Consider the following 19,110-nt stretch of genomic DNA (forward strand, 5'->3'; position numbering starts at 1 on the left):
CTCCTTCATTGGCCCTTTACCCATACCAGCAGCTCCGAATACCGAGTGGGTTGGCCGCTACGGCTAAGGCTGTAGAACACCTTCACGATCTCGCCATCCTTGAGGTTTTCCACCGAAATCGGAATAGACAGTGCCAGGCCGGCTGTTTCCGCAGTCAGTGTTGTGGGCCCCGAGGTTCTGGCCTGGCTGCTGCTCCATTGCAAGGTCAGGATATCGCCGGGCACTGTTTCGGTGAACGGCAGTACGACGCTCACTTGGTGCTCAACCGTCGAGCCTTCAACTCGCGCCTTTGGCAATCGGCCGAGCGGCTCGCCGACCTGTAATTGCAGACGTTGCGACGCACGGCCAGAGGCATGATCGGCACGTTCGTAGTACAGCTCGGTGAGTTGGTGATTAAAACGCCTGATCTGCTCACCCTCGATCCTGAACACCAGGATACGATCCTCAGGGAGGGTGAGCAGCGTGTATTCCTGGGTGTAGATCGTCGAGCGGCCTACCCACACCAGGCGTATTGGGACCGAAGCATCCCATCCATCGGGCGCTATCATGGACACTGTCACCTGGGCAAGAGTGGGGTCCAGATAGCCTGCCGAGGCTTCCAGAACCTGAGGCGCACGCCACGGGCTGGCGGCACCGCGTATGTTCAGTCGAACCTTCTTCGACACCCGCCAGTCATCGGTTCTCGCCTTTTGCAGGCTACAAGACAAGAACGAAATACCGCCTCCCAGCGCCTTGAGCCTTTCATTGGGGATATTGAACTCCATGAAACTATTGGTGCGTTCGACCACTTTCTCCTCGCGGTAGGGCACCGGGATGTTCTCCGCGTCTCGACCCGCCCAGTCCAGGTGTACGCGATCACCTTTACCGAAGACCTCGGGGTGAAGAAACAACAGGACCTTCTGCGGCTTATCGCCCAGCTTTTTCAAGTCAACGATCTCCCCTGGTTGTTCAATAAAAGGAGCCTCCAGAGGGTGGGTGCCGAGGTCAACCGCCACCGTCTGGGTCGGTGACCAATTGGCGTCCGACTCAGGGGCGTAGACTGGATAATTGCCAACGGCGTCGATGACTTGCATCGCCATTTTCAGGTAAGGGTCGCTACCTGCATCGAGGATGACCTGAGTGGGAACCTTGATCTGGAAGCCCCTGCCAACTTCCTGGAAGGTGACGACATGGGTGAACAGCTCTGAGCCCCAGGCAAATCTGCAGGTGTCGTATTCCTCCATATTCTCGTAGGGCTGGACCTCCAGAATGACTCCCGATATGGCCCTCTCACGATCTATCACGGCACCCGCTTCGATATCCTCAGGTAAAAAAACCACCAGTCCTTGATGCCCCGGAAATTCGGGGCCCGGCTTTGGGTCGCGTTCACCGGGACGGTTCAGTTTGATCCGCAGTGTGAGGCTATTGGAGTCGACGGGGTCGGCAGCAGGCTCTTCCACCGTGCAATACACCTTGGCCATTGCCGGCAGAATGCTCTCTTTTCGCATCGTCAGGGGATAAACCAGGAGATCCACGTTGCTGTCGTCGATGACCAGGTAATCCTCCGGTGTCGGGCCGTTCCAGTACAGATACAGCACGGTGTCGAGCGCGAACGTTTGCTGAAAGGATCGAAAAAGCAGGGGGGTGAGGTCATATTCGACGTGCCTCAGGCCAATGCACCCATCCGGCACGGTATCTTCAGCGATAGGCCTGCCCAGATTCTGGATAATCAGCTCAGGTTGGTCATCCGTAGTTGAACCGCCAGTGTTTTTTTCAGAAGCATTAGGCATTATGAAGTTCTCCACGGTTAAGAGAGCGTTGCCAATCGAGGTACACACTTCAGCGTTGAACGTGATGATCACACCTGCTACCTGTTTTCACAGCCATCTATGCCGCGACGCGCAATCCGCAGTGTGACGACTTTGGAATAGCGGTGCGCAGTCCCGTTCAGGCTGACTTGCCAATAGACTTTTACGAGGCGGTTGAGGTCTTCCAGCACATAGTGGGCGGGTATTTTGATCCGTACATCGCCAGGGGTTTCTATGTACTTGAGCATTTCAACGCGGTTACTTGGGCCGTACCAGTGCAAGCGAACCTCCCGGCCTACTGGAGGGGAAGGGATAGTCACCCAGACACCGTCACCTATCAGGTCCGGGTCAAGTTGATGCCCGATGACCTTGTCGACGACGGGGGCTGCCATGGGGGCCCACCGCTCACCTACTTGCAGGGGCTTGCGTGCTGAGACCCCCAGCGAGCCCCCCTCACTGTTGTTGGCTTCGTAGTACATCTGCGAAGGGCGGCCCTCGAACCGCTTGATCTGCTCTGCCGGTAGTACGAACTCAATGGCGCCGTGCTCCGGGCGTGCGCCGGCATTACAGCTAGAGCGGTATTCCACGGTGCCTTCAGGGTCAGGTAATACCCAGACCAGGGTGATCAGGTCTTGCGGTCTCCAGGCGGCTTGATAAGGCACGTAGGCATAGATGTCGACTTCAGTAGCTCGTGTGTCGGTAAAGGGCATAGCCTCGTTCAGGTATGGCGCAGGCCACTCCACATCCGCGCCTTCGATACTCACATAGGCTGCTTGCGAATACATCTCCATTGGCTGGACGTATTTGTGCAGTACGTAATGGAGCTTGGCGTGGCCATGGATCAGGTCCGCCATAAATGCATAGGGGACCTCGAAGTCAAAAATACGGTTGGTCCTGTCCACTGTTTGTTTTTCACTATGGATGGATAGCTCCCCTTGGGCGTTGGTTGCCGTGAAAAAGAACTCCAAGGTGTCTTGTCGCTCGAAATAATCGGGTGAGGCAAACACAGAAGCGATCAGCGGCTTGCCCTGCAACTTATCCAGATCAATTACCCCGGTTTGCGGGTCAACCTCTGTAAAAGGCTCTCTCAAAATGTCCCGCTGGGCATACACAAGCACTTCGCTGGTCGCCGACCAACGTGCGGCGGGCTCGGTAAAGTTACCCGTTGGCCCACGTACTTGCAGCCGCACGTTCAGCCCTATGGCGTCGCGGGCGGCCATGATTTTCGCGTAAGGCACCACAAGGTGTATCTCGCGGCCAAGGTCTGTGACGCTCACGGAATAAGTGATCTGCTGATCCCCCCAGCACAGCCGGATGCAGTCACCTTCCGCCATGTGAAGGTAAGGCATGAGCGTGATTTCGATCCCTTCGCGGGCTCGCTCTTCGCTGACACCGTTAACCAGCACATCGTCAGGCAGGTAGATAACCAGCCCTTGGTGTCCCGGTTTACTGGGATCCGGATCATTGCCTGCCGGTATATCGAGATTGACCCGCAAGCGCAACGGGAGGGTTGATACGCCGGTATGGTTGATCCGGCACACCAACGGGTCTATCCATTGAGGCTTGATGCTGCCCTCGGGCAGGAGAATCGGCAGCCATTCACTCTGGACGTCAGCGGGCATGACAAAGGTGTGAGCAATTGGAATTACTTGGTCGTTGCTGAAAAGTTCGAACAGTTGCCCGGGGTATGTATGGGGCCCTTTCTTAACGTAGACAAGCTGCGGTGTTTCGATATTTCTGAGCCCCAGGTTACCGTCAACCCCGGTATCACCAGGCGCTGCTGGATAGAGTTCTGGAATGTAAAGTTTGCCTAGTTCAGTAACGGGTTGGGGGATAGCGGTTATGACCTTGGACATGGTTTTGATTCCTTTTGCGGAACACCTGTAGCTGGGATATAAAATTGGTCGGTATTTATTAGATGAGTCTGAAGCGGATTTCACTAAACTCATAATCGTTGCCCGGCGAACGGTCCTCATGGCTATTTATAATAAGAGTGAGCGTGCTGGTTGCGGGGGTGAATGTTCTAATGATTTGCTGAAAATTAACAGTGTCAGTAATTAGCGTGATTGGTGCTTCTGGGTGCCCCGAGGCGCCTAAGGAAAATGCTGGAACTGCTGTAAGTACAGAGTGTCGCCGAGCCTTAAGACTGAACTCATATTGTTGGCCTGGAATCAAGTTATTAAAAACCTGGGAGAAAACCACTCCGGATTTTCTATTATTGTAATAGGTTAAATTATAAAACGTGGTATAGCTCCCATAATTTTTAAATGCTCGATCCTGAGGGTCGGAAACAGCATTGCCGTAACTCCAGCCGTTCAAGTTGCCCTGGTGAAAATTAGTGATGTGGTCAAACTTCGCATGAATGTATATTGTGAGGATCTGCGAAAACCGTTTGGGCACGTCTTTCCTGCTCAAGCTGTATCGAATTCTTACCGATTGATTTTGATTTTCATCCACAAAGCGCCGTTCAAAAGGTATGCTCAATGCTCCTCCTTCTTGATCTTTGCCTACAGTAGTTTCTTCTGCCGTTGAGGTGATGTCACCGTCCCAGTTAATCTGGATAAAATCATTCTCAAAACTGTCGGTGAGCGGAAGAATAACCAATACATGTGCTCCAATACTATTTGGATCTAAATAGTTTCCTGAAAGCTCTTCGATTTGTGCAAGGGGTAACGTTCTGGCAGGCTCGCCAACTTGAAGTTGCAAACGTTGCGACTGACGCTCGGGCTTTAGGTCGATACGCTCGTAATACACTTCGACAGGCAACGTGTTGAAAGGTCTGACTTGATCGTTCGCTAAGGTAAATGAAATCACTCGGTCAACCGGAAAAGGATCTAGATAAAACTCTTCTGTAAAGTTAACCGAATGGGCTGCCCACACAATGCGCAGTTTGGTTGCGGTGGTCCAGCCATCCTGTACGTTGAACTTCATCGTGGCAATGGACGTTGGCTCCAGCTCTCCACCGGGGGCTTCGACAATGCGCGGTGCAGGCCATTCGGGAACGTTACCTGTAACCGTGACACGCACTTTTCTCGATGGCAGCCATTTGTCGTCCCGGTGCTTGTAAAGGCTGTAGTACATGATCACCGTACCCATCGCGACGGCACGTACCCATTCATTCGGGATGTCGAACTCTTCGATAACATTGGTCAGTACGACAGATCTTTCCTCCGAGTGGAAAAAGGGCACATTTTGAACATCGCGCCCCTCCCACTCAAACGCGATCGTATCGCCCTTCTCAAAAAAATTGTTATCGACAAACACCTGGACTGTCTGGTCTGCGGCTCCCAACTCGTCAAGGTTCACGTCCTCCCCGGCCTGCTCCAGGAAGGGTGGGCGCGGGCGTAACAAGCCGAGGTTGACCTCGACGCGCTTCTTCTCCGACCAATTCGAGGCTGAATTGGGATCAGCAGGGTAGTTACCGGCCACATCCCTGATCTGCATGGCCACCGGCATGTTCACGTAGTGGGGGTTTTCGAGGATATCCTCAAGGGATATCGTCATCTCAAATTCACGCCCCACTTCGCTGGCCGCCACCACTTTTTCGACAATCTTTGAGCCCCAGGCAATACGGCAGGTATCCCACTCAGCCATATATTCCCAGGGCTGAATTTCAAGCGTCACACCGCGTTCCGCCCTGGCCATGTCTACGTGGCTACCGGCTTCCAGGTCGGGCGGCAGATAAAATACCAGGCCTCGATGACCGCTTTCAGAGTGCTGGTCGGGATCGCCAGGGCGGTTGCGTTTTACCCTGAGCCTCAGCGGCTTGGTTTTGGAGGTGTTGCCGCTGGGGCGCCTGATAAGGCAATAGACTTCGGCCCATTCCGGCAGGATCTGTTCCTTATCCACCATCAAGCTGAAAAACCGATTGCCCTGGTTCTCCGGTTGGATGATGAGATAGTCCACGGGCGCATGAGGGTTGTTCCAGATCAGGTAGATCTCGGTGTCCAATACCTGATCGGGAAACCCCAGGAGCAGCACCTCCAGGTCATGTTCGACGTGTCGCGCGCCGAGGGCGCCGTCGGACTCGGTATCCCCTTCGACGGGAGGCGTTATACCGCTGATCAAGACTGGGCCCAGATCGTAGTCTTCGAGGGGGGTGCCTGTCTCTTTTATCGTTTTGCCGGTCATTGCTCTATCTCCAGGGCAAGGTTTTCGGGAGGGCAGCCGTTTTTACTTGACTACCGGCGCCCCAATCTGCACTGGCTGACGTATCGATTCGTTCAGGTCCCTGCTGCTGGCCAGAATGTTTGCGGATTCATAAACGTAGTAAAGGTCCGGCGTCGTGCGATTGAATTTCAACAGCGCGTCATACGGAATCAGGCGTCTGATCGCCACGCCCTCGGGCACCTGGCCGACCGTGAAGGGGTCATCGTAAATGATAAGGTCGTGGCTGCCCGGCACCTCATAACGCATGATCAACATAAGCTTGTCGGTGGGTTGACGCCAGGCGTACCACGGGATCTCCGCGGCGGCGCCATTGACGGGAACTGGGTTGACCACATGAGAGGGGTAGCGCAAAAAAATCGGCGGCTGTAGCCGGACAAGGGCATCCTGCACCGCTGCAGAGGCAAACTTCGAGTAACCCACCTTGTCGAGCCCCTTGAGCAAGATAAAGCTGACCTCGATCTTGCCGCCGGCGCAGGCTCGCACTTTGTCATTAGGTATATGGAAGTCATGGGGTCTGCCAGCCGCTGTAATCGAAACGTATTCCTCGTGCAGCACCACGCCCCCCAACTTCGGGTATCCCCGGTAAGTGGCAAAATACGTGTGTCCTACAGGCCCCTCCCACGGGTAGGTGAAAAGCTGCATATGCAGGTCCTCACCGGCGAGTGATTCAAGATCGATAACACCGGGGAACTGCTGTTGCACGAAGATAGGTGCATTCAAATTCGCGGTACCAATATCCACCAGCGCCGGGATATTTCTTGAGCGGGGAGTGGACACGTTGCGCACTGCGTCAACGACTTGAAAATTCAGTAAACGGTTAGTGCCGTTTCCGACGGCGATAATGTGATCGCGGTTGAGTTTTATCTCGGTCGGCAGGCCTACCCCCGCCACTTGCTGACGCGGCGGAAAATAGTTGCCGAATTGGGCCTCAATCACATCCAACTCATGCATGTTCGGGTAAGGATCACAGGTAATAGTGACACCCCGATCGGCCTGTATCTCTCGGATCTCTAAGTCAGACAGCGTGAAGTTGAGGGCAGAATGACCTGGTTCGATCTCATCCATGTCGCGGCCCGCCGGCATGCTTCTCTTGACCATTAATGTCAGCGGATAGGAGGCATCATTATCCGGTCCGCCCTCATACAGCACCTTGTACTGCAGTATCACATCGCCCTCAGGCAGGTCATTGTCCGAGATAGCGAATGAAAAACTGTTTCGCTGTTCTTCCCCAGGCAACAGGGTTTTCTCGGCAAGGACCTTCACCCCTCCGGCGATGGACAGCACTTGGATCGTATCCTTGGGCTTGGCCGACCAGTTTTTATCCACTGCAACGGTCAATCCTTTGGCCAACAACCACTGCGCGATACCACCGTCATAGCCTTTAAACGCTGGGGACATCCCTGGAACCCGCGGGGTGTCAAGAAACTTGGGTTTTATCGACGACACCTTTTTGCTGTTAGTGGTAGCCGGCTTGCTGTTTTTACTAGGCATGGCGTTCTCCGGGTAGGACGTAGGCGAGCATTACAGGATGCTGTTCCTGAGCGTGTAGATATCAAACACCTGTGAAGAAGAACTTGGCTACTGTCAAAATTGACAGGTTTAGACGAGCGTACGTGCTCAAGCACATCAGTCAAGAACCGGACAGTATCTGCACGCGCCGTCGCACTGACTCGTTCAGGTCAGTGGACCGCGCTTTGACGGAAGGGGATTCGGAAGTGGACTCGTACACGAAGTAAAGGTCTGGGGCGTAGCCTGCGAATTGTTCGATGTCTGCGCCTCTGATGACCCACTGAATCGGCTGACCATCGCCCCAAAATGACCCCACCGGTTTCGTCACGCTATACAAGATGATTTCATTGAGTGACTTCACAAAGCGCAGGATCAACGTCAGCCTGTCGTGGGAGGTGCGCCAGGCATACCAGGGGAGCGTCACCACGAGTTCTGTTTCGATGTGAACGATATCTTCAGGGTATTTTTCGAAGTAGGGCGCCTCCAGCCGTACCACCGTCCCCAACACTTCAGCGAAGGTTTTCTTCGATGTTTGATTGACCAGGTCGTCTGCCCGAATCAATTCGTAGCTCAATTCCACCCGTCCTCCAGCGGCAGCACGGACCTTGCTGTAAGGCACCTCGTGATACGTCACGGTACCGGCCCTGCTGATGGTGACTATGCGCCGATGCACCACCTCGCCGCCCAAAGGCGGGTAGGCTTTGAAGGTGATGACATACCAGTCGCCAGCCCTGCCGACGCGTGCCGGGGTATACATACCGACGGTCAGGTTGCCACCGGCGAGTTTTTCAATGTCGATATACCCCAGCGGGTCGTCAGACTGGATGAAAGGGCCGTCCCATTGCGCACTGGTAAGCTCTACACGCACTTGCCGGTATCCGGACCTGAGGGCCGACGCATTGCCGACAAGGTCTACGACGTAGAAACCGGTTAGCAGGTCCTCACTATCGCCGGCGCTGGCAATCTGGGCGTAATTGATGACGATCAGCGTCGGCAGGCCCACACCCGCGACCTTTTGCACGATGGTCAGGCCGCCCCATTGGAAGTGGATGCGGTCTTCAGCATGCATATTCGGGTAAGGCTCAATGATGGCATTGACGCCTTTTGTGGCATCGGGTGGGAATACCGTGAGAGTCGAGAGCGTGAACGCCAGTTCCGAGTGGCCCGGTTCGATCGGTTCAATATCTTCACCGGCGGGCAGTTGTGTTTTGATCAGCACACTCAGCGGATAAGAGACCTCGTAGTCGTCCTTGCTCCCTTTGTAATTCACCACGTATCCCAGGCGCATCTCTCCGTCGGGAAGCTTTTCTGCAGGAATGGAAAAGAAATAACTGTTGTGATGCTCTTCTCCAGGAGCTACCTGCTTGATGGCCAGCAACGTCATGTCAGGCATCGAGACGATACTGACGATATCGTCGGTGCTGGCAACCCAAGTGTTGTCCACTCTGACGCTCAGGCCAGCCGCGATTAACCAGGCCGGAATGCCCCCGTCGTAGCCGTCGACTTGGTTTGTGAGGCCCGGAATCAACAAGCGCGGAAGCTGCCTCGGTTGGTCCGGCGAGGAGATCTTGGCGCTTTCGTTGCTCATTTTCGTTCTCCTGAGCGAGTCGTTCGGTCGGCGCATCGCGGCTTAACCACCTATGCCTTGGCGTTATCAAACACTCGTGATTCAGCGCTGGCTACTGTCAAAGTTCACAGGTTACGACGAGTGGTGTTGCGGCACTTTTTTCAATTGCGGTGTCATTACGCAGACACGCGGCCGTCTGTCGCTACCTGTGAATTCTGACAGTAGCCAGGGCAGTGCATTCAGGTGTCTGATTTACCCAGATGGTGCCCATGTCGATGGGGCTGCGTGAAATCGAGGAGGCAAAATGGCCAGGCATCTTTATCGCCGTCCTTCCCTAACTCCCAACCTGCCAGTGGTGGACATCCCGCTGATGCACCCGCCCATCGAGGGCGATATCGAGAACGCTGATGGCGGCATCGGCGTGTCGCATACCATGCGGCCCTTGGTGGTGCATATCGACAGGCCAGATGGGACACCCGAAGGAACGTTGTTCGAGTTGTACTGGGGGCCCGGTAATCCGGTTGCCTTCAACCTGATTCGCGAAGGCGATGAGCACTTGACCCGCATCCCCTTCACTGTGCCGTTCGACAGTATTCGCGAGCCCTGGGCTGACCCGGTGCAGGTGCTGGTTATTTGCGGCAGTGACGATAATTCCCAGACCGCTCCATTGCGTCTACGCGTCAACCTGCAACATCCCGGCGGAGAAGACCTCAACCCGGCACCCGGTAATCAGAACCTGATGTTGGAATTACCGGAGGATGTAAGGCTTGAGGGGGTCAATGATGAGCGGGCCAAGCTCGGCGTGGAGATAATCTGCAGGCACTGGTCGAACATGGCTGCCTATGACCTGCTCATCGTCGTCTGGGGGTCGGCTCGCATCGAGCGGTTGATCCAGCCGGATGAAGTCGGCCGGGACATTGTTTGCTTTGTGGGCTATGAAGCCATCCAGGATGCCGGGGACAGTGAGTTGCTGCCGGTCGCGTTTCAAGTTCAAGGCCCCACCGGAAATATGCCCGATCCCTGGGCGCTCTGGTCGACAACTGCGTTGGTTTCGGTGTACCTGGAAACCGATCGCCTGGGCGCGGCCTGGGTCCAGTTTCCTGAGACTGATCGAGAAATTGATCTGGAAGTATTAGGCACTCGGGACGTTGAAGTCGGTCTGGCAGTTTCAGCGGCGGATGCAAGGGCCTACAGTCAGATTTTCTTTTACTGGAATGGGAAGAGTCACCAAGGGGGCTCGGTTTCCCATTTTGAAGATCGGCCCCTGGCAGGTGGGAAGGGTTATACCTTCAAGATCGAAAACCACTTGGTGCATGCAATCGCCCAAGGCAGCGCGGTGGTGTATTACGAGTTGACGGGTGCCAGCGCCGGCGTGCCCGACAAACGCTCACACAATCTTTACCTCTCGGTTATCGGGGAGATAGTCAGATGGCCTGCGCCGACAGTGGACCAGGCCTTGGGTGGCGTTCTCAAGCCGGACTTGCCGCTGATTACCATCCGCTTCCCGGCGCAAACCAGTTGGGCCAGCTCCGACAGGCTGCAAGTGATCATCTTGGCCGCCGACGCCGAGGGTACGGTCGACTATATTGCCGGCCGAGCCGTCGGCGAGATATCCCCTGGCGAGGAAATGACTTTTGATGTGTCCGGCACCGAGCTCGCACGCTTTGATGGGCGCCAGATCGAAGTGCTTTATAGCGTTACTCGAGGAAGCGAGCAGCCTCAGGAGTCTCTGCGCCAGGTGTATCAAGTGGGGGAGCCTATACGGGACATGCCGGCCCCCGAGGTGGACAAGGCCCAAGGCAATCAATTGGATCCGGACGACGTCGTCAACGGGGCCAACGTCAAGGCGCCCTTCAGCGAGACCCAGGCCGGGGATGGGTTGACGCTGTATTGGTATAGCCGCGTTTCCGCGCCGCCTATTCCATTCAACGTAGACACGGATGGGCAAGTCGCTGTCTTCCCGGTGCCGTACAAATATATCGGGCCCAACGAAGATGAATGGGTTTCGGCTTTTTATACCTTGGAGCGCGACGGCAAGAAGCGTTACTCAGCAATCACTGACCTGCTGATCAGTCGTGGCTTGGTGGATTTGCCGGTACCGGTGTTGCGCCACGCCAGTATCACCGGCCCGGAAACGGCCACGTTGGCACCCATGAATGTGTTGCAAGGCAGCAAGCTGGTGGTCAGCTATACCGGCATGGCCGATACTGATTTCATTCAACCCAAAATGATCGGTACGACGGGTACCGGTTCGCCAGCAATACCCGGAAAACCGGGGAACGCGGCGGCGGGCAGCGTGGAGTTTGATATTGCCTCTTTGGCTTTTGCGGCGAATGTCGGCAACGCTGACAGAACCTTCACGCTTGAATATGTCGTCACACGGAATGATGTGGGTTGGCCGTCGAAGGTGTTAAGGGTAACGGTAACGCCGATACCCCAGGCTGAGTTGGCCAAAACCGTGCTCAAGATCAATCAGGCTAACGCGGCGACTCAAGTACTGGACTTGACTACGTTTACCGGCGATGCCACAGGTCATATTGGTGTCTGGCCGTTTATGACTGCGCCTTACCCCGTCTGGTTGAGGCTGCTGGGGAAAACGGACAAGGGCGTTGATCATTCGCTGACGGTGTACAACGGGGCGGGCAGTGCAGCTGTCAATCCGACCTGGATCGCTAACGGAAAAATCGAACCAGGGATTGCTCGTAGTTATTTGAATGGATTGGGTGATGGCACCAAGCTGCAGATGGAGCTCAAGGCAGCGGTCAGCACAAGCAAGGATGAAACCCTGGCCATCAGCTTTCCGATAGTGGAGTACAAAGTCATCAACAAACCTCTCCCAATTGAGATCGAATTTACTAAGTTTGATGATAAAACGCTTAACGGTTGGCGTGCTGTCAACGCCGGGATTTATGGATTTAGTGCTCAAGCTGGAGGTTATTATCTGTGGCTAGTTAACTCCGGGGTCTCGGCTGAATTTGGACTGGAGAAGATTTATACGGGCAACCAGTTTTCTGCTGGCCAGAAATACGAGTTTAGTTCTGATCTTGCTTATGATCAGTCCGCTAATTTTTATGGGGTTGCGTTAATTTTCTCTGGCAACAATCGAATTGCAATGGAAGATATCCTAGCTAATAATTATTGGAAAAAGCTTGTGGTTGAGTTTGTGCCGCCAGAGAGCTCTAATGTTTACCCTTTACGGGTTATGATTCTAAGCAAAACGCTGTCCGGTATGAAATTTTTTGTTGATAATATTAGAATTCGCAGGGTTTAATTTTATTTGTCTTGAAGTTGCGTGACGTGGGTTTGGGGTGCGGGCTTTTTATATATAAAGCTGCCTGCATTTCAAATCCCAAGACAGGTTTCAGATCACTTCCAAATACGAACTCTGCACCGCCCCCGCCAACTCCCGCACGCCCTCAATAAACTCCGTCAACCGCCTATGCAACCCATCCTCCAGAATCTCATCAATCCCCGTATACCGCAGCCGCGCTTCAAACTCGGCAGCCAAGCGCTGCGCCGTGCGTCCATAGCTGCCGGGCAGGTCCGCAAGGATATGGCTCAACTCCTCGATACACGCATGCAGCGAGCGCGGCACGTCACTGCGCAACAGCAGCAGTTCCGACACCGAGCGGGCATTCAAGGCATTGGGATACAGCTCGGTATACGCCTCGAATGACGACAACGCGCGGAGCAGGGCGCTCCACTGGTAATAGCCGCGGGCCGACAGGTCGCTGACTTCTTCGGACTCTTCGCCGAACATCTCATAGCGGGCATCCAGCAGGCGCAGGGTGTTGTCGGCGCGCTCGACAAAGGTGCCGAGGCGGATGAAACGGTAGGCGTCATTGCGCATGATCGTCCCGGAGGTGGCGCCACGGAACAGGTGTGAGCGCTGCTTGACCCAGTCACAGAAGTGGCTGATGCCGTGTCGCGCCAGGCCGCCGGCGGCAATGCTGCGCATTTCCAGCCAGGTGGCGTTGAGGTTTTCCCACATGTCGGCGGTGATGCGGCCGCGCACGGCGTGGGCATTGCCCCGGGCGGCGCGCAGGCAGTTGTAGATGCTCGCCGGGTTTTCTTCGTCGAGGGCGAAGAAGTGCAGCATGCGCTCGGCATCCAGGGTGTGGTGGCGTTCCAGGTAGCTGTCCAGAGTGCCGCTGCTGAGCAACGACATCGCCAACTCATCCAGACCATCGCTGCGCCCGGCCTGGGGCATCAGGGACAGCGAATAGCTGACTTCCAGCATGCGCGCCAGGTTCTCGGCGCGCTCCAGATAGCGGGACATCCAATACAGATCTGCAGCGGTTCTACTCAACATAGTCAGCCCTCCACCACCCAGGTGTCTTTGGTTCCGCCGCCTTGCGACGAGTTCACGACCAGCGAGCCTTCCTTCAGCGCCACGCGGGTCAAGCCGCCGGGCACCAGGCGGGTTTCCTTGCCCGAGAGTACGAATGGGCGCAGGTCGATATGCCGGGGCGCAATGCCGTTTTCGACGAAGGTCGGGCAGGTGGACAGGCTCAGGGTGGGTTGGGCGATGTAGGCATGGGGACGGGCCTTGATGCGCTGGCGGAAGTCTTCGATCTCGGCGGCCGTCGACGCCGGGCCCACCAGCATGCCGTAGCCGCCGGAGCCCTGGGTTTCCTTGACCACCAACTGCTCGAGGTTGGCCAGCACATGAGACAGTTCATCGGGCTTGCGGCATTGGAAGGTCGGCACGTTCTGCAGGATCGGTTCCTCGTCCAGGTAGAAGCGGATCATCGCCGGTACATAGGGATAGATCGACTTGTCGTCAGCCACCCCGGTGCCGATGGCGTTGGCCAGTACCACATTGCCGGCGCAGTAAGCCGCCACCAACCCCGGCACGCCGAGCATCGACTCGGGGTTGAACGCCTGGGGGTCGAGGAAGGCGTCGTCAATGCGCCGGTAGATCACGTCCACGGGCTTGGGGCCGTCGGTGGTGCGCATGAACACCTTGAGATCGTGCACGAACAGATCGGCACCTTCCACCAGCTCCACGCCCATTTCCCGGGCAAGGAACGCGTGTTCGAAGAAGGCGCTGTTGAAGCGCCCAGGCGTCAACACCACCACATTCGGGTTATCGAGGCGGCTGGCGCTCTTGAGGGTCTTGAGCAACAGGTTGGGGTAGTGGTCCACGGGTGCAATGCGCTGCTTGGCGAAGACTTCCGGGAACAGCCGCATCATCATCTTGCGGTCTTCGAGCATGTAGCTCACGCCGCTGGGGGTGCGCAGGTTGTCTTCCAGCACGTAGTAGGTACCGTCGCCGTCGCGCACCAGGTCGACACCGGAGATGTGCGAGTAAATGTCGCGGTGCAGATCCAGGCCGACCATCGCCTTCTGATAGCCCTCGTTGCCCAGCACCTGCTCTGCCGGAATGATCCCGGCCTTGATGATGCGTTGGTCGTGGTAGATGTCGGCGAGAAACATGTTCAGTGCATTGACCCGCTGGATGCAGCCACGCTCGATCAGGCTCCATTCACTGGCGGGGATGCTGCGGGGAATGATGTCGAAGGGAATCAGGCGTTCGGTGTCTTGTTCGTCGCCATACAGGGTGAAGGTGATCCCGGCGCGATGGAACAGCAAATCCGCTTCACGGCGACGCTGGGCCAGCAGTTCCGGCGGCGTATTGGCCAGCCAGCGAGAGAAGTCCTGATAGTGCGCACGGCATACGCCGTTTGCGTCATTCATTTCATCGAAGAAAGATCGAGCCATTCCAGTACCTTGTCAGTGCCCAGTGTGGCTTTGGGTGGCACTGCCGCTTAAAAAAACGCATGTTTTTATGAGCCCGTGGCTGAAGGTGCCAACAGGCCTGGTCCTTACTTTCTTATGGGGGCGGCTCTGGGTCGGGGGGTAACGTATGCTCCTGTTTTCCGGGGGGTGAATGGATAAAGCAATGCCTGTGCCGGAATGCGAACTAGGCATCAATAACCTGTGGCGAGCGAGCTTGCTCGCGCCGGGCTGCGCAGCGGCCCCAATAAAAGCGGGAGCGCTGCGCACTCCAGCGCGAGCAAGCTCGCTCGCCACAGGAGGGGGCTCACCACAATGGGGCGCGGCGTGTTTCAGATTGGTGCGCCAACCCACTTGAACTTCACCGAACCCCGATTCTTCTAAGAAGTTTCGTCACCTTGTGGAGCACCGTCGTGTCCAGAATCATCTCCCCCCACACTCCGGAAGCGGCCCTGAACGACCACAGCGAACACAACGCCAAGATATTCGGCTCGCCCAAGGACCGCCTCGACTTTTACCGGCGCGAGATCCAGTACGAAACCAGCATCCTGGCCAACCGCACCGACGCCTACCTGACCGCGCAATCCTTCCTGGTGATTGCCTTTGTCTCCGGCATGGGCAACCTCAACCCGGAATGGGGCAAGCTGTTCACGCTGGTGGTGCCGATCTTCCTGGTCTCGCTGGGTATTCTCAGTTCGCTGAATGCCTGGCCCGGTATCCGTGCGGCGTATGAAATCATCGACCACTGGCACTACAAGCAAAGCGAATTGCTGCGCAGCGAGCCGGTGATGGGCATGGCCTACGATGAGTCGCCACTGTTTTCCGAGATGGAGTCGAGCCACAAGGGCTATCGCAAGTCGTTGCTGTTTTCCATGCGCGCGCCGTGGTTGTTCATGGTGTTCTGGCTGGTGTTGGGCATTTATGCGTTTTATATCCAAGTGGACAATCCACTGCGCTGACCACGCGGACGGAACTTCAGCCGTGGGCGTGACGCCTTAGCTCTATGCGGTACAGATTTTTCACCGGCCTGCAAAGAGGTGCCTCATGACCCAGCCTAAAGATCCCCAGACCCACAATCGCAACGACCCCGCCATCGACGGCGGCGAGCCGGCCCCTGGCACCGCCGCCGATGCGCCCAAGGATCCAACGCCTGCGAGCGACCCAAAGGCCAAGGAAAACGACTACAGTCCAGACTTCAGGCCCGAGCGCGAGCACAAGCCTGAAACCGATGCCGATATCGATACCCAAGGCGGTTAGAGGAGACCCACATGTCAAAAGAACTGGACGATGAACTCAACGACCCCGGCAACGAAGACCCGGGTTCGCTGATGGACGATGCCGAGGTGCCGCTGAACGACTTGGATGAAGCGGCGGACGTTGGCAACACTGAAAATCAGGACTGATCCGGCGGCGGGCCCGAGGGATTGCTGAGCTTGAAGTAGACGTCTTCCTCGGCCCCGCCGTCCAGCGACACCTCCTGGCCCACCACGCGGTTATCGATCAGCGTCTGCGCCTGATCGCGGCTGATATTAACCACCGTGCTGCGCTTGCCGGTGATTACATACACCACATCCACCCCGTGTTCGGCCAAAGCTGCCAGGTAGTTGGCATGGGGCAGGTCTTCGCCCAGTTCATATTGCCGTTGCTCGCGTGTGGTCACGCCGCCTGCCTGCGCCAGGTATTGCTGCGAATATCCCAGGCGTTGACGTTCCTCAAGCAATCGTTGGGCGATGTTTTTCATTAGTTGACTCGCACTGTGGGTCCTGACTGTTTGAAACCCCGGCGCGGTGCAGGATTCAATTTTTTTGCGCAGCTTGACGCTCATACCACGCCAGCATGGGCTGGGTGCTCAACCCGTGGGCCAGGATGCTCAACGCGATGACCGACAACGTCAGGTTGACCGCCACCGCACTGCTGGTGCCCACCAGCCCGTGGTTGAGCGCATAGAACAGGTAGTAAATGCTGCCGATCCCACGAATGCCGAACCAACTGACCAGGCTGCGTTGCCGCCGGTCCAACAGGCGGCCCCAAGGCATGGCGAATACACTGGCGGGGCGAATGACACAAAACAGCAACGGTGCCACCGCCAACGCGGCCCACTCCCAGTGGCTGACCAGCACGATGCCCAAGACTGTCACCAGGAACACCTCCATGGCCCGCTCCACCAGGCTGCCGAAGGCCAGCATGTCGCCCATCATCACGCCTGCCGCGATCTGGGTGTCCTTCAACTGGCTGACGTCACCATGCAAGGCTTGCTCGGGCTCGATTTCAAGGTGGCCCACCACCGGTTGGGCCAAGTGCTCGGCGGGAGTCCGGGCGTTGCCGGTGGACTTCACCTCGGCCTGACGCAACCCCAGGCCCGCCGCGAATACCGACAGGAAGCCATAGCCGCCCTATGAGGAGGGGAGGGCCAGGGTAAGCAGTACGGCGCCCAATACGGCCAGCCATAGAATGAAAGTCATTGTGCGTGTTCCAGGGCCGTGGTCTATGCAGCTTTGAGAACGGCGACCGGAAGGGGGTTCAATGTGATTGCCTGCCATGGGGACAAGGCCCTATTTAGCCATTGAACGAAGGTTTGCCATGCACTAAGTTGGCCTTTTGTCGCCCGCGCATCTACGGATCTGCGTCTTTCTTCTTTCATCAGAGGCTCTGGCATGAAGTTTTCCCCCTTCGTTGAGCGCATTGCAGGGCAGGGCGTTGCCGCCTGGGACATCCACCACGCCGCGTTCGACGCCGCCAGCCAGGGCGAAGACGTCATCATCCTCAGCGTCGGCGACCCGGATTTCGCCACGCCGTCCTTTATCACCGACGCCGCCGTCAATGCCTTGCACGCGGGAGATTCCCACTACACCGAGATCGCCGGTCGCCCCGCACTGCGCGAGGCGATCGCAGCCCGTTACAGCCGAACCCTTGCCCAGCCGTTGGCCGCCGACAACGTGATCATCGTGCCCGGTGCGCAGAACGCGCTGTTCATCAGTTCGCTGTGCCTGTTGCAGGCCGGCGACGAAGTGCTGGTGCTCGACCCGATGTACGTCACCTACGAAGCCACGCTCAAGGCCAGCGGCGCCACCCTGGTGCGGGTGCCCTGCAGTGCTGAAGCCGGCTTTCGCCTGAATCCGTCCTTGCTCGCCGCCGCGATCACCCCGCGTACCCGGGCGATATTCTTTTCCAATCCGAACAACCCCACTGGCGTGGTGCTTGACCTGCAGGAGCTGCAAGCCATTGCCGACCTGGCCATCGCCCATGATCTGTGGGTGGTGGTGGATGAGGTCTACGAAAGCCTGGTGTTCGACGGTCAATACCACAGCCTCGCGGCATTACCGGGCATGGCGCAGCGCTGCATTGTGATCGGCAGCTTGTCCAAGTCCCACGCCATGACCGGCTGGCGTATCGGCTGGCTCATCGCTCCAGTGCAAATGGTGCAGCACGCCGAAACCCTGCTGTTGAGCATGATGTACGGCTTGCCCGGCTTTGTGATGGAGGCGGCGACCGCCGCGGTGTTGGCCCACGATGAAGTCACTGAAGGTATGCGGGAGACCTACCGACGCCGACGTGACCTGGTAGTGACCGCCTTGAGCACCTGCCCAGGCATCCGGGTGCTGGCGCCGCAAGCGGGCATGTTCGTGCTGGTGGATGTGCGCGGTACGGGGCTGGGGTCGCTGGATTTTGCCTGGCGCCTGTTTCGTGAAGCGGGCGTGTCGGTGCTGGACGCAGCAGCCTTCGGCGAGCCGGCCCAGGGGTTCGTTCGACTGTCCTTTACCCTGGGCGAGGAGCGCCTGGCGCAAGCCTGTCGGCGGATTGTGGGGTTTGTGGAAAAGCTGACCAGTGAGCGGGCCGTGCACTGGGCATGACCTGAACAACTCATTTAGTCAGCCAACGGCGGCAAACGCCGTTTCACCGGGGTTTTCTTGACGATAGCGGTGTTGGTTTCGGCATAGGTATTCAGCCGGTCCAGCAGCGTGTCGAGGTGCTCCATGGTGCGTACGTGCAGGCGTGCGATAAAGCAGTCGTCCCCGGTAACCTTGTCGCACTCTGTGAACTCGGGGATCGCCTGGATCTGGCGCTCCACTTCCTGCAATTTGCCGGGCAGGGGGCGAATGCGCACGATGGCTTGCAGCAGGTAGCCGAAGTGTTTGGGGTCGATGTCGACGGTGTAGTGGGTCAGCACGCCGCGTTCTTCCAGGCGGCGCAGGCGTTCGCTGACGCTGGGTGACGACAGCCCGGTGATGCCTGCCAGAGTCTTGAGGGACAGGCGTGAGTCGTCCATCAAGGCGGCGATCAGTTGCTGGTCGATGGTGTCGATCATGGTTTTTGCCTAATAAGAAAAGGTCATTTGTG

At 57.0% G+C, this 19,110-nt stretch carries 13 protein-coding genes and 2 pseudogenes; 5 read left to right on the top strand and 10 right to left on the bottom strand.

Annotation, left to right across the window (positions count from 1 at the left end):
* Positions 1-5: 5 nt before the first annotated feature.
* From CLM72_RS13630 to CLM72_RS13650, 5 genes are all read right to left on the bottom strand, one after another.
* On the bottom strand, positions 6-1,841 hold the full coding sequence (locus CLM72_RS13630) for a hypothetical protein (RefSeq protein ID WP_105226799.1): 1,836 nt from the start codon (positions 1,839-1,841) through the stop codon (positions 6-8).
* A 5-nt stretch (positions 1,842-1,846) separates the two neighbouring features.
* Positions 1,847-3,643 carry a hypothetical protein gene (locus tag CLM72_RS13635; protein ID WP_105226800.1) on the bottom strand — a complete coding sequence of 599 codons (1,797 nt, stop codon included), beginning with the start codon at positions 3,641-3,643 and terminating at the stop codon, positions 1,847-1,849.
* Between the two features lie 58 nt (positions 3,644-3,701).
* The gene (locus CLM72_RS13640; protein WP_105226801.1) at positions 3,702-5,918 is read right to left on the bottom strand and encodes a hypothetical protein; all 2,217 of its coding nucleotides are present in this window, start codon (positions 5,916-5,918) and stop codon (positions 3,702-3,704) included.
* 42 nt (positions 5,919-5,960) lie between these two features.
* Positions 5,961-7,448: a hypothetical protein gene (locus CLM72_RS13645; RefSeq protein WP_105226802.1), complete on the bottom strand. Its 1,488-nt coding sequence runs from the start codon at positions 7,446-7,448 to the stop codon at positions 5,961-5,963.
* A 139-nt stretch (positions 7,449-7,587) separates the two neighbouring features.
* Positions 7,588-9,054, bottom strand: coding sequence for a hypothetical protein (locus CLM72_RS13650; RefSeq protein ID WP_105226803.1), 1,467 nt, complete (start codon positions 9,052-9,054; stop codon positions 7,588-7,590).
* A 283-nt stretch (positions 9,055-9,337) separates the two neighbouring features.
* Here CLM72_RS13650 and CLM72_RS13655 point away from each other — a divergent pair, with 283 nt between their 5' ends.
* A complete protein-coding gene (locus tag CLM72_RS13655) occupies positions 9,338-12,304 on the top strand; it encodes a hypothetical protein (RefSeq protein WP_105226804.1) in 2,967 nt (988 codons plus the stop codon).
* A 90-nt stretch (positions 12,305-12,394) separates the two neighbouring features.
* On the opposite strand, the gene CLM72_RS13660 is transcribed toward CLM72_RS13655, so the two are convergent.
* Complete coding sequence (locus CLM72_RS13660; protein WP_054899057.1) at positions 12,395-13,345, bottom strand: alpha-E domain-containing protein; 951 nt, start codon at positions 13,343-13,345, stop codon at positions 12,395-12,397.
* Positions 13,346-13,347: 2 nt separating this feature from the next.
* Positions 13,348-14,757, bottom strand: a complete 1,410-nt coding sequence (locus tag CLM72_RS13665; RefSeq protein ID WP_034127666.1) for a circularly permuted type 2 ATP-grasp protein — start codon at positions 14,755-14,757, stop codon at positions 13,348-13,350.
* A 428-nt stretch (positions 14,758-15,185) separates the two neighbouring features.
* On the opposite strand from CLM72_RS13665, the gene CLM72_RS13675 reads away from it, so the two are divergent.
* The 3 genes from CLM72_RS13675 (at position 15,186) to CLM72_RS29265 (ending at position 16,175) form a co-directional block, all read left to right on the top strand.
* On the top strand, positions 15,186-15,731 hold the full coding sequence (locus CLM72_RS13675) for a hypothetical protein (protein ID WP_057975968.1): 546 nt from the start codon (positions 15,186-15,188) through the stop codon (positions 15,729-15,731).
* 85 nt (positions 15,732-15,816) lie between these two features.
* Positions 15,817-16,029: a hypothetical protein gene (locus CLM72_RS13680; RefSeq protein WP_096144667.1), complete on the top strand. Its 213-nt coding sequence runs from the start codon at positions 15,817-15,819 to the stop codon at positions 16,027-16,029.
* 11 nt (positions 16,030-16,040) lie between these two features.
* Positions 16,041-16,175, top strand: a complete 135-nt coding sequence (locus CLM72_RS29265) for a hypothetical protein (RefSeq protein ID WP_014718417.1) — start codon at positions 16,041-16,043, stop codon at positions 16,173-16,175.
* Here the strand turns inward: CLM72_RS29265 and CLM72_RS13685 are convergent.
* Both CLM72_RS13685 and CLM72_RS13690 read right to left on the bottom strand, forming a co-directional pair.
* Entirely contained in the window at positions 16,166-16,513 is a 348-nt protein-coding gene (locus CLM72_RS13685) for a helix-turn-helix domain-containing protein (protein ID WP_054899059.1), read from the bottom strand. The genes CLM72_RS29265 and CLM72_RS13685 overlap by 10 nt on opposite strands.
* Before the next feature lie 55 nt (positions 16,514-16,568).
* A pseudogene (locus tag CLM72_RS13690) lies at positions 16,569-17,165 on the bottom strand (cation:proton antiporter); the annotation flags it as partial.
* A 261-nt stretch (positions 17,166-17,426) separates the two neighbouring features.
* Between CLM72_RS13690 and CLM72_RS13695 the strand changes: the two are divergent.
* A pseudogene (locus tag CLM72_RS13695) lies at positions 17,427-18,602 on the top strand (pyridoxal phosphate-dependent aminotransferase); the annotation flags it as partial.
* Positions 18,603-18,637: 35 nt separating this feature from the next.
* Here CLM72_RS13695 and CLM72_RS13700 read toward each other — a convergent pair.
* A complete protein-coding gene (locus tag CLM72_RS13700; protein ID WP_032875274.1) occupies positions 18,638-19,078 on the bottom strand; it encodes an Lrp/AsnC family transcriptional regulator in 441 nt (146 codons plus the stop codon).
* Positions 19,079-19,110: the final 32 nt, after the last annotated feature.

It is taken from the genome of Pseudomonas sp. MYb193 (assembly GCF_002966775.1).
GTDB classification, from domain to species: domain Bacteria; phylum Pseudomonadota; class Gammaproteobacteria; order Pseudomonadales; family Pseudomonadaceae; genus Aquipseudomonas; species Aquipseudomonas paracarnis.

Excerpts from the sequence above, each read along its gene's own strand:
- CLM72_RS13635 (WP_105226800.1), bottom strand. The coding sequence starts at position 3,643 with ATGTCCAAGGTCATAACCGCTATCCCCCAACCCGTTACTGAACTAGGC.
- CLM72_RS13640 (WP_105226801.1), bottom strand. The coding sequence starts at position 5,918 with ATGACCGGCAAAACGATAAAAGAGACAGGCACCCCCCTCGAAGACTAC.
- CLM72_RS13645 (WP_105226802.1), bottom strand. The coding sequence starts at position 7,448 with ATGCCTAGTAAAAACAGCAAGCCGGCTACCACTAACAGCAAAAAGGTG.
- CLM72_RS13650 (WP_105226803.1), bottom strand. The coding sequence starts at position 9,054 with ATGAGCAACGAAAGCGCCAAGATCTCCTCGCCGGACCAACCGAGGCAG.
- CLM72_RS13655 (WP_105226804.1), top strand. The coding sequence starts at position 9,338 with ATGGCCAGGCATCTTTATCGCCGTCCTTCCCTAACTCCCAACCTGCCA.
- CLM72_RS13660 (WP_054899057.1), bottom strand. The coding sequence starts at position 13,345 with ATGTTGAGTAGAACCGCTGCAGATCTGTATTGGATGTCCCGCTATCTG.
- CLM72_RS13665 (WP_034127666.1), bottom strand. The coding sequence starts at position 14,757 with ATGGCTCGATCTTTCTTCGATGAAATGAATGACGCAAACGGCGTATGC.
- CLM72_RS13680 (WP_096144667.1), top strand. The coding sequence starts at position 15,817 with ATGACCCAGCCTAAAGATCCCCAGACCCACAATCGCAACGACCCCGCC.
- CLM72_RS29265 (WP_014718417.1), top strand. The coding sequence starts at position 16,041 with ATGTCAAAAGAACTGGACGATGAACTCAACGACCCCGGCAACGAAGAC.
- CLM72_RS13685 (WP_054899059.1), bottom strand. The coding sequence starts at position 16,513 with ATGAAAAACATCGCCCAACGATTGCTTGAGGAACGTCAACGCCTGGGA.
- CLM72_RS13700 (WP_032875274.1), bottom strand. The coding sequence starts at position 19,078 with ATGATCGACACCATCGACCAGCAACTGATCGCCGCCTTGATGGACGAC.